At 38.6% G+C, this 15,327-nt stretch carries 8 protein-coding genes; 7 read left to right on the top strand and 1 reads right to left on the bottom strand.

Annotation, left to right across the window (positions count from 1 at the left end):
* The first annotated feature begins 260 nt into the window (after positions 1-260).
* The 3 genes from REI64_RS10850 (at position 261) to REI64_RS10840 (ending at position 6,658) form a co-directional block, all read left to right on the top strand.
* On the top strand, positions 261-1,370 hold the full coding sequence (locus REI64_RS10850; protein ID WP_308850143.1) for a glycosyl hydrolase: 1,110 nt from the start codon (positions 261-263) through the stop codon (positions 1,368-1,370).
* A 77-nt stretch (positions 1,371-1,447) separates the two neighbouring features.
* Positions 1,448-3,124, top strand: coding sequence for a glycoside hydrolase family 28 protein (locus tag REI64_RS10845; RefSeq protein WP_308850142.1), 1,677 nt, complete (start codon positions 1,448-1,450; stop codon positions 3,122-3,124).
* Positions 3,125-3,778: 654 nt separating this feature from the next.
* Positions 3,779-6,658, top strand: coding sequence for a polysaccharide lyase family 8 super-sandwich domain-containing protein (locus REI64_RS10840; RefSeq protein ID WP_308850141.1), 2,880 nt, complete (start codon positions 3,779-3,781; stop codon positions 6,656-6,658).
* Between the two features lie 359 nt (positions 6,659-7,017).
* On the opposite strand, the gene REI64_RS10835 is transcribed toward REI64_RS10840, so the two are convergent.
* On the bottom strand, positions 7,018-7,887 hold the full coding sequence (locus REI64_RS10835) for an AraC family transcriptional regulator (RefSeq protein WP_308850140.1): 870 nt from the start codon (positions 7,885-7,887) through the stop codon (positions 7,018-7,020).
* A gap of 267 nt (positions 7,888-8,154) precedes the next feature.
* Between REI64_RS10835 and REI64_RS10830 the strand changes: the two genes are divergently transcribed.
* From REI64_RS10830 to REI64_RS10815, 4 genes are all read left to right on the top strand, one after another.
* Positions 8,155-9,546, top strand: coding sequence for an MFS transporter (locus tag REI64_RS10830; RefSeq protein ID WP_308850139.1), 1,392 nt, complete (start codon positions 8,155-8,157; stop codon positions 9,544-9,546).
* 66 nt (positions 9,547-9,612) lie between these two features.
* A complete protein-coding gene (locus tag REI64_RS10825) occupies positions 9,613-10,821 on the top strand; it encodes a glycosidase (protein WP_308850138.1) in 1,209 nt (402 codons plus the stop codon).
* 11 nt (positions 10,822-10,832) lie between these two features.
* Positions 10,833-12,032, top strand: a complete 1,200-nt coding sequence (locus REI64_RS10820; RefSeq protein WP_308850137.1) for an AGE family epimerase/isomerase — start codon at positions 10,833-10,835, stop codon at positions 12,030-12,032.
* A gap of 303 nt (positions 12,033-12,335) precedes the next feature.
* Positions 12,336-15,326 (top strand): TonB-dependent receptor, encoded by a 2,991-nt coding sequence (locus tag REI64_RS10815; RefSeq protein ID WP_308850136.1) that lies wholly within the window; start codon positions 12,336-12,338, stop codon positions 15,324-15,326.
* The last annotated feature ends 1 nt before the right edge of the window (position 15,327 follow it).

The raw sequence follows: 15,327 nt of genomic DNA, 5'->3' as shown, positions 1-15,327 counted from the left end.
GGGGACACCCGCCTATAGCGACCCGCTAGAGTTTGGTGTCCTTGAACTTGTTCCGATGTATAGGAAAACTCAACTTGTCAAATATTTATTCCATTTTTAAACAGTTTCTTAATGTAACCTTTTGTAATTCTTAAAGGAATAGGTAGCTTATAATCGACATAAATTGCTAAAAAAGTATTAGATGGTAGGCATTTAATCGGTTTATATTTGAATATCTGCTACCTCGTTAATGAAATAGCAGATATTTAACCAATTATGTTATGAACGTTTTTTTGAAGACAGTACTATCAGCTATATTTTTCTTTGTTGTAATATACAACGGTTACAGCCAACAAGGAAGGGCCGGCCTCAGCGATAAGCAAGCAACACCCGAGGCCAAAAAGCTTTATCAGCAGCTCACAAAGCTTATTGATAAAGGAATAATGTTCGGTCACCAAGATGATATGGCCTATGGTTTGGGATGGAAATATGAAGAGAATAGGTCGGATGTAAAAAGTATCACCGGAGCCTACCCTGCGGTGCATGGCTGGGATTTGGGGCATCTAGAACTCGGTAAAAAACAGAACTTAGATAGTGTGCCTTTCGATAAAATGCAAAATTTCATTAAGAAGGTTCATCACTTAGGAGGTGTTAATACCATCAGTTGGCATCTAGACAATCCGGTAAATGGAAAGAGTTCATGGGACAATAGCAATACCGTTTCAAAGATTATTCCCGGTGGTAGCCACCATCAAATATTTAAAGTTTGGCTAGATCGAATTGCCAGTTTTTTAGGTGATTTAAAAGACGAAAAGGGTAAACTAATTCCAGTTCTTTTCCGTCCGTATCATGAGCATACAGGTAGCTGGTTCTGGTGGGGCGAAGATAATTGTTCGGTTAGTGACTATAAACAGTTATGGCGCTTTACCGTTGATTATTTAAGAAATGAAAAGAAACTACACCACTTGATATTTGTTTACTCAACCTCTCGTTTTAAATCTGAAGATCACTATTTAGAGCGATATCCTGGAGATCAATACGTTGATATGGTTGGTTTTGATACTTATGTTAAGCCGAAAGAATACGATTATCAATCTACTTTGACTAATCAATTAGCCGTCCTTCAACATGTTGCCGAAAGTCATGGTAAATTAGCAGCATTAACCGAAACTGGTTACGTAACCATTCCGGATGCTCATTGGTGGACCGGAACCTTGTTGCCGCTATTGGCAAAACACAAACTTTCTTACGTTTTGGTATGGCGAAATGCTCGGCCAAATCATCATTATGCACCATTTCCTGGGCATCCAAGTGTGTCAGACTTTTTGAAATTTTACCAAGACGAACGTATCATTTTTTTAGATCGTCTAAATCGTTTGAAAACACATTAAATTCGTTTTTCATTAAATTACGTGAGCTGGCACATGCCAACTATTCGTTAACTATACATACCTTATAATTAGAAACAATGACATCCATTTTTAGAAATAGCGTTGAACTGTGTCCGAGTGTACAGGAAGCATCAGTAAATAAAGAAAAGCAAATTGTTACTCGTTTTGGCTTAAAGCTCATGTTATGGCTTTGTATTGGTTTTTTGCCATTCATTTCACAAGCGCAAATATATAATGTTTTAGAAATGGGTGCAGTTCCAGATGGTAAAACCTTAAACACAAGTATTATTCAGGCGGCTATAGATAAAAGTAGCCAAGCTGGTGGTAAAGTGGTGATTCCAAAGGGCACATTTCTTTCTGGAACATTGTATCTCAAAAACAACGTAAATATTTATCTGGAGGAAGGTGCTGTACTGCTGGGTAGTGCTTCTTTCAAAGATTACCCTTCAAATAATGTAAAGCACGCAACCGCTTTTACCCATAGCAATGGGGTTTCTAACGCTTGTAAAGCCTTGCTTTTTGGGGAGGATGTAGAAAATATTACTATTGCAGGTAAAGGAACAATTGATGGTAATGGAAAAAGTCCTGAATTTAATTTAAATGATGATAGTACCTCTCCTCAGAGCAGATTAAGACCATGTATGATTTTGTTAGTTAATTCTAGAAACATTAAAGTGCTCGATCTTTATCTTACCAATTCGGCCTATTGGTTACAAAACTATCAAAGTTGCGATGGTGTACATTTAAAAGGTCTTAAAATTTATAACCATGCAAACTATAATAATGATGCAATTGATATCGATAGCCGTAACGTTTTAATTGAAGATTGTATTATCGACTCTGATGATGATGGCATTTGTTTAAAAAGCCACGATAGGAACAGAATGTGTGAAAATATCGTTATTAGAAACTGTATCATTGCTACAAATTGCAATGCCATAAAGTTTGGCACTTACTCTGCATCTGGTTTCAAAAACATAGATATTTCCAATTGCACCATCAAGAAGGCTTCAGAAGACCATATTCGTAAATGGCAGAAGAACCTCAAATTTATCGGACAGCCCATCACGGTAATTGCTGGCTTGGCATTGGAAATGGTAGATGGCGGTATCATGGAAAATGTAAAGATTTCAAATATCCAGATGACTGATGTACAAACGCCAATTTTTATAGTGATGGGCGATAGAAAGCGCAGCAATTCGACCAGTACAATACCTACCAGCAGAATTTCTAATATTTCTATTAGTAATATTACTGCAGTTTCGCATAGTAAAATGTCTAGCGCTATTATTGGTCTTCCCAATGTTTACGCAGAAAATATTATTTTAAAGGACATTACTTTTAGTGATATGGGTACCGGTAGAATGAAAGATTCTAGAGTTGTACTACCTGAAGCCCATCGTGCCTACCCAGAGAATAGGATGTTCGGATTGGTTTATCCTTCTAGTGGTCTTTATTTAAGGCATGTTAAAGGTCTTGAAGTTAATAATCTTAAATTGGGGCTAAGAAACCCAGATTACCGACCAGCTATTTTTATGGATAATGCTGTAGATATTAAACTAAATTCAATAGAACTCTTAGCACCCAAAGGGTCTAATGCAGCAATTAGCATTGTCCAGAGCCGTAACATATCAATAAAAGATCCTAAGTTTAATAGCAAAATACATCCATTGGTTCAGGTTGAGCAAAGTAAAGCAGCTGAAATTAAGTTATCTGGATTTGAAAAGTATGAGGGATGGTTAAAGTTGTTATAAAAATAGCAGCTAATTGAACCCTTTGTATAGCTACGAAGGTAAATCAATCGATTTATTATGGACATCGGCATCTCATGTGCTCGATGTCCCATTCTAATGTTACTTGTAGCATTTAAAATTCCCATTTCCTGGTGTTTTGCCTTTTAGCCAGCCGTCCGTCTTTTACTGGTAAATGCCGCATGCTTCTCTAGCAGTTAACACGATGTCTTTATTGTTTTTTATTGGTTGTAATATGTTATAAATGAGTACGATATCGATATGTGGCAATATGGTGTTTTAGTATTTTAAAAGGTTAAAAATGTATTATAAACTGGTTCCGGCCTTGCCTAATTTTATATTAACTAATAGCTAAGGATAAGAAGGTAGAGCTTAGGGCTTACCTTAAATCATGCTAGTTTATAAGCGTATAACCAAATATGGACACAGTAAAAAACTACATGAATTTGTGGCGTAATGTTATTCTGCATCGGTTAGCGGAAACATTTTTATTGTGGTCAAAAAAAGCGGAGGAACCTGTCCTTATGCTTACTAGGCTTTTCCAAACTGATTTGACCGTATACCTGATTGCGAAATACCGACATCTCCATTCCATCATTGTTCCATAGCTGAACATTAGCTCACCAAGCTTAAACGTTAACCAAAATATAAGATGTTATGAAAAAAAATCACTACTTTTTTTGCTGCCTGTGGATCATGGGCACTGTTTTAACGGTTTTTGGCAGTCAGGCCAATGCACAAGAGGCCAAGCGCTCCCAGGGTAGGCCTGTTACTGTTTCTAATACGGAGGCGGGAGGGGGTTATCAGGCTTCTAATGCCACAGATGGCAATACTGCTACAAGATGGTCGTCGCAATCTAATGGCCCCAGCCAATGGCTCGAAGTTGATTTAGGGGATGTTTATGATATCAGTATGGTAGTGATTCGTTGGGCCGACGGTCGCTATGCCACCCATTTGGATGTTCAGGGAAAGGTCAACTCCGGAGATGCTTTCTATAACCTAAGGGTGATGAATGGCAACACAAATTCAACCGCAAATCACATTAAGGGGCTTAAGGGCAATGCCCGATATGTGCGTTTTAACGGAAGGGGAAGGGCCAATGGCAACGGCTATCGCATTGCTGAATTTGAGGTGTATGGCTATCAGACCACTTCAGTTGCAGAAAAAAAAGAGGTCGATACGGTAACGGCAAGGCTAAAAAGATATCACATTGAAAGAACATTGACTGGGCCAGATTATGCAAATGATACTCAGGTTCAGACCTACATGGACGATATGTTAACCAATGGTAAATGGAACAATATTACCTACACACATGATGGTACCTGGCCCGAACATGCCAAAAGGATGTTGCAAATGGCTGTAGCTTATAGAAAATCTGGAGGCACGCATCTTAATTCGACCAGTTTACGCGACAAGATTGCACTTGGCCTCAACTATTATTTTGTAACCGGGCCTTATACGCACGATAATTGGTACGAGGTTAAACTTGGCGGGCCAAATAATTACATGAGTGCTATCCTTTTAATGCAGGGAGCTATTGCCGACAGCACCCTTCGGACGTTTTCATCAGCGATTTTGGATTATGTAGATGAAACAAGCCATAAAGGCAAGAACCGAGCTTGGGTTGCCATGGCACCCATTAACAAAGGTGCTATAGAGGGCAGATTTTATCTGGTGAATAGAGGATTTAGCTCTTTTGTGACTGCGTTAGCGCTTGCGCCTGTAGAAGGCAATGAAGGTATCAAGGCCGACAACAGTTTTCACCAACATCATCAGCAGCTGCAAACTGGTAGCTATGGTAAGTCGTTGATGATTGATTATGCTGATTTTATGCGAATTGCCGACAGTACTGCAACACTAAAGAACTATTTTACGACAACCTACAGACAGCGGCTCTCCAATATATTGCTGAAGGGTTTACAGTTGCAAAGTTATAAAAACCAGGTAGACTTTGGTAATAATGGTCGCTCTCTTGCCTGGAATAATAATACTCAAAACATTACTTCAGCAACACTGAAAAAAATGAAGATTAACGAACCTGATAGCTCAACCGCTTACCAAAACTGGATCGACCATCTCGATAATGGAGCTGCCTTTCCACTTAAATATAGAGGAACAACGCATTTTTGGAAATCGGATTTCTTCTCCATGAGGGGAGCAAATTACTACCTTTCTGCAAAAGTCATCTCCGACAGAACTTATGGCACCGAACGCTTAAATAATGAGAATATAAAAGGGTATTACCTTCCAATGGGTGCTACCAACATCTTGACCACGGGTAACGAGTACCGAAACATTTTCCCGGTATGGGATTGGAGCAGGATACCTGGCACAACTGCAGAGCTAAATGATGCGGAAACGGTTATTGATACCCCTCAGAATTACGTCATTGGCACAAATGCCTTTGGTGGTGGACTTGCTCATAAAGACGAAGGAATCTTGACCTATAACCATAACTACAAAGGCGTTACCGCTAAAAAATCCTACTTTTTTATGGATAACATGATGCTTTGTTTAGGTAAAGGCATTACGGCGTCAAAGTCGAATTTAGTCGTAACATCTATTAATCAGACTTTTGCTGTGGGCGATATTAACTACAATAGGGGAACAACCTCGGTTTTTTCGGGAGCACCGCTCACTGCCGACGACTTCAAATGGATTCACCATAATAATGTTGGCTATATTTTCCCATTGGGGGGATACATGACCCTGCAGAAGGCGAGCCAATCGGGTACTTGGCGATCGATCAAAGGAAACGCAAGTAATGCTCTCGTAACCCATGATATATTTAGTGCATGGTTTAATCATAGTCCAACTCCTTCCAACAGGAGCTATTGTTATATAGTGGTGCCTGATAAATCATTGGGTGATATGCCAACAACAGCTTCTGGACATGGTTTTGTGGTTGTTAAAAACACCACTAACGTTCAGGCGATTAGAAATGATAATGGCTATAAAAGATGGGCCATCGTGTTTCACGAACCCGATTCGGTAAACATGGGGAACGGACTGACGATTTTTTCTGACAAAAAAGCAATCGTACTCATCAGAGAATATTCTGGGAATTATAGGATATCAGTAAGCGATCCGTTGTATAACCAGTCATCAGTAACCATTAAAATTAATAAGCACGTAGATAAAGGTACCTATGCAAATGGATACACTACCCTAAACATTAATTTTAATACGGGAGATGCAGTGGGAAGTACTTTTACAGATTTTTATAACAAACTCGGATCGGGAGGTGGTTTAATGGCTAACGAAAATCAAACACAACCGGTGTTGAATAAGAATATTCAAGAGGATTATCAAAGTGATAAATATGTCGTTATCTATCCGAATCCTACCAAAGGAATGCTGAATATTGATGGTGTAATTAATGAGGCAACAATAGAAATTTACGATTTAAGTGGTACAAAACTAATCTCTACTAAAAAGAAACAGATTGATGTTGGACATTTAAAGCAAGGAGCTTATGTGATCAGGATTGATGAGGGAGGAAAAATTACCAGTCGTCTTTTTGTTAAAGAATAATTTCTTGAGGTTTTTCAATCTTGCTGTTGGGTTTCCAATAGCAAGATTTTTTTGCATGAGCTAGTTTAGAATTAGTTCTTCGGGCTAAAGAGCATATTCAGCTGGTAGCAGCTTAAATTACTTCGTAAACTCGTAGTGCATTATACTTTTTTTAATTTTTTTAAAAAAAAACATAATATTCTCATTTATAAGTATTTAAGCAATTTGACCATTTTTATTGAACACCCCGGTCTTCGACCACCCCTCTGAAAGAGGGGAATGGAGAACGAAATTCCCCTCCTTTGGAGGGGTGCCTAAAAGGCGGGGTGGTTATTTTGATGTTGATTTCATTTTATGATAATGCACTACGGGTTTCGTAACTATATAAACACTCGCGTTCCCGAATAGTTGTCCCTAAATTCCTTTGGTGTAGTGTGCTTTTTCTTCTTAAAAACCCTATTGAAATTGGAGATGTTATTGAAACCACAACTATAGGCAATTTCCGAAATAGTGTTAGTAGTGTCAATCAGCATTCTGCTGGCGTGTCCAAGTCTAATCTCGTTAAGGCTATCAATAAATGTTTTTCCAGTTCTTTTTTTAATGAAACGGCTAAATGAAACCTCTGGCATATTGGTAATTTTAGCAACCTCAGCTAAGGTAAGCGGTTTGCTATAATTAAGGTTTAGATATTCAAAAACCTTCTCTATCCTGCGGCTGTTATAGTTGGCCTGTTGGTTACTAAATGCCGCATCAGATAAGGTAAGCATATTTCTCGAAATAGATAAGTCATGCAAGATTGAAAGCAGCTCCAAAACAGAATCAAAACCGTTTTTTTGAGAAAGTTCAAGTATTCTAGGTTTAATCCTTTTGATAGTATCTTTGGAAAAAGCAATCCCCTTATTAGATCTTTCAAACAGATTGCGTATAAAGCTAAGTTGGTTTCTTCTTAACATGGTTTCGTCAAGAAAATCTTTATGGAATTGTATCGTCACCTCAATAATCTCTTGCGATTTGCACTCATGTGTAAACCAAGCATGACTTAAATTTGGACCCACAAAAACCAATTCTAAATCATCAATAATATGGATATGGTTGCCCACAATCCGTTTAGCATTTTTAGCATTTAGAATAAGGTTAAGCTCGTATTCTTCGTGAAAGTGCAGAGGAAAATCAAACTGTTTTTTTCTCCTTGAAAATAAAGTGAAGCAATCGCTTTGAGTCAAGGGGGTAATTTCTCTAAGAATGTTCATATAAAAAGGTATTGCTTCTTTGGTTGCTTTAAATTAGGATATAATTTCAATAGCGACAACTAATCAATAGAATATTTGTGTTTTTGTACTATAAAATGTTAAAAAAGTATTGATTGATTTGCTCGTGGTTGGGCTACATTTGAAATGTTGTTTCAGATTTGAAAAAGCATCGCAAGGATAAGATTGAGCCCCTATTACTTATGTAAAGTGATAATAGGAACTAACCATGCTATCTTTACGTAAGAACAACAAAACCAGACCAAACGTATGAACGAAAAAATAACATTAAAAGAAAAAATTGGATACGGATTCGGCGATTTCGCTTCATCCATGTTCTGGAAAATATTTTCTGTTTATCTGCTTTACTATTATACAGATATATTCGGTATTTCTGCTGCAGTAGTAGGTACTATGTTTTTAATTACAAGAATATGGGATACCGCTCTTGATCCTATCATTGGTATTATTTCGGATATGACAAACACAAAATGGGGAAAATTTAGACCTTATTTGCTGTGGGTGGCTCTTCCATTTGGAATTATAGGGGTATTAACTTTTGTAACACCAGATCTGGATATCACAGGAAAAATAATCTATGCCTATGTTACTTATACCTTAATGATGATGATTTACTCGGCAATTAACGTGCCTTATGCCTCTTTGATGGGGGTAATGACTTCGGATATTAAAGACCGCACCTCGCTATCCACTTTTAGGTTTATTTTTGCCTTTGCAGGAAGTATTTTAGTGCTGGCAACTGCCGAACCTTTGGTGGCATGGTTTGCGAATGCGGAAATAGTAGCCGATATAAAGCATGGGTGGACTATGACTATGGTTGTTTATGCCATTATTGCAGTAGTTTTGTTCTACCTCACTTTTGCTTGGACACGAGAGCGAATTAGCCCGCCAAAAGCACAAAAAACCTCAATAAAAACCGACTTAAAACATTTGGCAGCCAATAAGCCTTGGTTTATCCTTTTAGGTGCAGGGGTTTGTACGCTGATATTCAATTCTTTGAGAGATGGTTCGGCTATTTATTATTTCAAATACTATTTCTCAGCACAAGAGGCTTTTAAAGTTCCTCTGTTTAATGTGTCGATCAACTACAGTACGCTTTATCTAGTATTGGGGCAAGCCGCCAACATTGTGGGGGTAGTTTTGGCAAAGCCAATATCTGATAAGATAGGTAAAAAGCATACGTTTTTATGGGCCATGCTGTTTGCTACAGCTCTAAGCTGCGTATTCTATGCTTTTAGTGAAAATGATCTTGTATTAATCTTTTCTTTCCAGTTTTTAATTAGTGTTTGTGCTGGTAGTATCTTCCCTTTATTATGGTCTATGTATGCTGACATAGCAGATTATTCAGAGTGGAAAACGGGACGTAGAGCAACTGGACTGATATTTTCTTCATCGTCTATGTCGCAAAAATTAGGTTGGACCTTAGGTGGAGCCTTAACAGGATGGCTACTCGCCATATATGGTTTTGAAGCTAATGTGGCACAATCTATAGAAACTCAAACTGGAATTAGAATGATGCTGAGCTTTATTCCTGCTATTGGGGCCATATTATCAGCCGTTTTTATCTTTTTTTATAAACTGGATGATGCTTTAATGATCTCCATTACAAACGAGTTGGAAGATAGAAGAAGAGAGAATTAAAATTATAAACATAAATAGTACACATAACATCATAAGTTATAAACGTATTTACAGATAAAAGAGAATATGACATCCATTTTTAAAAACCGTGTAGAACAGCTTCAAAAGGCTCAAGAAGCACTTATCAATACAAGAAACCATATAGAAACCAATGGCAACGGTATATTTAATAGATACAAGTATCCCGTGTTAACAGCTGCTCACGTTCCCTTAACATGGAAATACGACTTTGACTCAGAGAGCAACCCATATTTTATGGAACGCATAGGGGTTAATGCGGTTTTTAATGCTGGAGCAATAAAGTTTAATGGTAAATACGTGATGGTAGCTCGTGTAGAAGGAGCAGACAGGAAGTCGTTCTTTGCGGTGGCCGAAAGTGATAACGGAATTGAAGGCTTTAGATTTTGGGATACACCAGTTGTTTTTGATGCTTATGAAGGGGCCGATACGAATGTTTACGATATACGTTTGGTACAACATGAAGACGGTTGGATTTATGGTTTGTTCTGTACCGAAAAGCGAGATCCTTCGGCTTCGGTTGGAGACCAAACTTCGGCATTGGCGCAATGCGGAATCATTAGAACCAAGGATCTCAAAAACTGGCAGCGCTTGCCAGATTTAAAAACAACATCCTCGCAGCAGCGAAATGTAGTATTGCATCCAGAATTTGTAGATGGTAAATATGCGTTTTATACCCGTCCACAAGATAGTTTTATAGAAGCTGGTAGCGGTGGCGGAATAGGTTTTGGACTGGCCGATGATATACAAAACGCTGTAATAAATCAGGAAGACATCCTTTACAAAAAAGAATACCATACAGTTTACGAGGCGAAAAACGGGCAAGGTCCGGCTCCTATAAAAACAGAAAAAGGTTGGTTACATTTGGCGCATGGGGTTAGAAATACAGCGGCAGGTTTGCGCTATGTGCTGTATATGTTCATGACCGATTTGAAGGAGTTAACAAAAGTAATTTATAAACCCGGAGGTTATTTCATTGCTCCAGAAGGAGAAGAACGAGTGGGAGATGTATCTAATGTTGCTTTCTGTAACGGCTGGATAGTTGACGAGGACGGACAGGTCTTTATTTATTATGCATCTTCCGATACTCGTATGCATGTGGCCACATCTTCTATACAACAACTGATAGATTATGTAGTAAACACACCTCAAGATGGATTAAGTTCTGCTAAATCTGTAAAAAATATTATTAGCTTAATTGATAAAAATAGCCTGGTACTTAAACAGCAATATACCAGTATAGCCGAAAATTTATAAAAGCTTTAGATATGAACCATTTGCTTGTACAAGAATTTGAAAATGAGCTTTCCGAAACGATAGCCTATTGGGCCAAATATGCTTTGGACAATGAAAATGGTGGTTTCTATGGACAAATAGAAAACGATAATACGGTTGTAGCGCACGCTGATAAAGGTGCGGTGTTAAATGCTCGTATCTTGTGGTTTTTTTCGGCAGTTTATAACTATAGCCTCCTGCCCGAAGATTTGGACTTGGCCAGACGTAGCTACGAATATCTGCGTGAGCACTTTATTGATAGTGAATTTGGCGGGGTGTATTGGTCATTGGATTTTAAGGGGAAACCATTGGATACAAAAAAGCAGGTTTATGCACTTTCTTTCGCTATTTATGGTTTGTCAGAATATTACAAGGCAAGTAAAAATGAAGAGGCGTTAGCTTTAGCCAAAACCCTTTACACCGATATAGAAAAACATAGTTTTGATCCAATAAACAAGGGATACTTTGAGGCGTTTTCTCGTGAGTGGAATGAATTGGCCGATTTGCGGTTAAGCGATAAAGATGCTAATGAAAAGAAAACCATGAACACTCACCTTCATGTGTTGGAAGCCTATAGTAATCTATATAGCGTTTGGCCAAACGAAACATTAGGCAAACAGATCCATAACCTGCTTAGTGTATTTGTACATAGAATTATCGATAAGCATACCCATCATCTAAAACTCTTCTTTGATGAAAATTGGCACTCCAAATCTGACGCAATTTCTTTTGGACACGATATAGAAGCTTCATGGCTTTTATTAGAGGCGGCAGAGCTACTCGGTGATAAAGATTTGATCCGACAATTTGAAGATATAGCCATAAAGATGGCCAATGCAGCTATCCGCGGTTTAGATGTTAACGGTGGACTGAACTATGAGCTAGAACACAATCACTGGAACAAAGAAAAGCATTGGTGGGTACAGGCCGAAGCGATGGTTGGATTTTTTAATGCTTTTCAGCTCACTTCAGAACAAATATATAATCAGCATTTCGTTCGTTGTTGGGAATTTACAAAGGCTCACATTTTAGACGTCGTTAATGGAGAATGGTTTTGGGGTGTGGATGAAAAATTAGTATTAATGCCACAACAGTACAAAGTTGGTATTTGGAAGTGTCCATATCATAACGGAAGAGCCTATTTGGAAATGATAAAGCGATTGAATAAAAACTATCATAGTAGAAACTTATAATAGAGTTTTCCTTTAGTGTGCTTAATTGCTTTCTACGGCTACTAAAATAGCCTAAAATGGGCTGTAACACCAAGCTGCCATATTGGTAAGATTGTATCTGCCTCAAATCTGATAATCTTGTTAATATATTTTATATCGATACCTGATGTTTTTGTATTTAAAAACGTTAAAAATGTATTATAAATTGGATAAAAGCTTACCTAAGTTTGATTAACCTGATGATACATTAAAGACAATATCTGCAAAATAACAATGCGTAGATGTTTCTAAATTATCAACCTTAAATAACCAAGTATAAACATTATGAAAAAAAGAATTACACAGTTTGTTGTAGATGGGTGTAAGCAAAGTTTACTCCTATTTCTCATGCTCTGCTACACTTTGGGCCATGCTCAAAATCTCACAGTCACCGGAAAGGTTATAGATGCTAATGGAAATCCTTTGGTTGGGGTAAGCGTAAAGGTAAAAGGCTCACAAGCTGGCACCTTGAGCAATCCATCTGGAAATTATTCCATTACCGTTCCAAATAGCAATACAGTGCTGGTTTTTACCTTTTTGGGAATGGTACCCAAGGAAGCCGCTGTTAATGGACGTAGCAATATTGATATCACCCTTGATGAAGATGCAAGCAGTTTGGATGCGATAGTGGTGGTAGGCTACGGCACACAGTCTAGGAGAGATATTACCGGGTCTATTTCATCCATCAAAGAAAAGGCACTAAGAGATGTTCCCGTTACCAATATTTCGCAAATGATAGAGGGAAGGGTTCCTGGGGCTTACGTAACTACTGGGGCAAATAAACCGGGCACTACGCCTAACATTACCATTAGAGGAAACAGATCCATAACAGCAAATAATGGTCCTTTATACGTAGTTGACGGAATACCTGTTAACGATGCCATTACCGATTTTAACCCAAGTGATGTCGTATCCATCGAAATATTGAAGGATGCTTCGGCAACGGCCATTTATGGTTCTAGGGGTGCCAATGGGGTGATCTTGGTAACTACTGCTAGAGGTAAGGCCGGGGAAACCAGCGTAAGGTATAATGCATTTTATGGTGTTACCGAGGTGGTGCGACGAGCTGATATTTTTACAGGAGAAGAATTTGTAAAATATATGCGTGACGCCGGAGCAGCAGTTACGCCCATACCGCTCACTAATGATATTGACATTTTCAGAGATCCTATTGAACGCGAATCTATAGCACTTGGTAGATACACTGATTGGCAAGACTTGGTAATTAAGAAAGGCCATACTCAAAACCACGAGCTAGGAATTTCTGGTGGAACGGAAAAAACAAGAGTTAATCTTTCATTGGGTTACTTTGATGATGAGGGTTACTTTATTGGACAGGACTATAAACGTTACACCGCACGAGTTAACGTAGATCAAAGTATAGGAAAGAGAATAAAGTTGGGAATGTCGATTTTGGGTTCGTATTCGGAAGTTGATGGTGTTAATTATGGCCCTTATGGCAGTTCCCTAACCAATTCGCCATTGGGAGTTCCCTATGATAGTGAAGGAAAGTTTCTGATCTATCCCATCAATGACGCAACAATGTCAAATCCTTTACTGGCAACCCAGAAAGATAAATTTATTAATATAGAGAAAAGGACAAGGATATTAGGTAGCTTGTTTGCCGAAGCTGAGATTATAGAAGGGCTTAAATATAGGATAAATTTTGGGCCAGATCTTCGTGGTGCCAGAGGAGGTAACTTTAATTCTACAGCCGTTAGTGCGGGCGTTGCTTCCACGGCCAGTTCATCCGAAAGTTACTGGTTTTCTTATGCCCTCGATAACCAATTGACCTATGATAAGACTTTCAAGAAACATAAGTTTAATGTGACGGCACTATATGCCATACAAGAGCGTAGGAATGAAGGTTCTAATATATCAGTAAGAGATTTACCTGTAGAAACGGTAACCTATCATAACCTCGCTTCGGGTACAATTGTAGGCGTGGGCAGTGGTTATTCGAGATGGAACATCTCATCCTATATGGGAAGAATCAACTACGGTTTTGATGGACGCTTTTCAGTTACCTTAACTGGTAGGGCAGATGGAGCCTCTAGGTTTGCTCCGGGTAATAAATGGGCATTTTTTCCTTCTGCCGCTCTTGCCTATAATCTCTCGGAGGAGAAATTTTTGAAGAATGTCTCTTATCTGAGCAATTTAAAACTAAGAATAGGCTACGGATCAGTGGGTAACGAAGCTGTGGCTCCTTACGAAACTTTAGCTCAATTAGCACGTACAGCTTATGATTTTAATGGAGCTCCAGCTTTTGGTTTTGCACCTTCTAATGTTCCAAATAAAGATTTGAAATGGGAGACATCAACAACAGCCAATATTGCTGTAGATTTTGGGTTCTTAAACCAGCGTATCAGTGGTTCGGTAGATGTTTACCAAACCAACACCACAGATTTGCTACTGCCCTTTGCCCTACCTCCTAGCACAGGTTTTGGAGGCGTAATCTCGAATGTGGGTGCTACACGCAACAGAGGTGTAGAGTTCTCCTTATCTACACAAAATATTGTGTCTAAAAATGGCTTTCAGTGGAGCACCGATATAACTGGGGCATATAATAAAAATGAGATTGTAGAGCTCTCTTTGGGTAAAGTAGATGATGTTGGTAATTCTCGTTTTATAGGAAAACCCCTAGGCGCAATTTACGATTATGAGAAGATAGGGATTTGGCAAACTGGCGAAGAGGCACAAGCTGCTTTGTTTGCTTCCAAAGTTGGACAGATCAGGGTAAAAGACCAAAATGGAGATGGCAAGGTGACAGGAGATGATCGAACTATCCTCGGTTATCAAAATCCGGACTTTACCTTTGGTGTCAACAATAATTTTTCTTTTAAAGGCTTTGATTTAGCAGTATTTGTTGTGGGTGTACAAAATAAGACCATCATCAGCCCGTTGTACGACGGTCAAAACACCTTAGGTTTGGGAGGTAGATATAACCACCTTGCTGTAGACTATTGGACACCTACCAATCCGACGAATGCCTATCCACAGCCATTTACAGGCCAAAACGTGAATAACATTTTGTATAGAACCACCATGAGGTATTTTGATGGGTCTTTTGTGCGCATCAGAAATATCAATCTGGGATATACTTTGCCAAATATGGCGGTTGCTAAGATTGGTGCCAAATCGTTGAGAGTTTATTTCAATGTGACTAATCCGTTTGTGTTTTCTCCTTACGTGAGAGATCATAAAGGAATTGATCCAGAGATATTGGATAATCCGGCAACCATCAATTACCAGTTGGGGCTTAATGTTAAATTTTAAT

The organism is Pedobacter sp. (assembly GCF_031119335.1).
Classification (GTDB): Bacteria; Bacteroidota; Bacteroidia; order Sphingobacteriales; family Sphingobacteriaceae; genus Pedobacter.
Note: the sequence above shows the minus strand (reverse complement) of the source record. Positions and strands in the feature narration are given on the sequence as shown.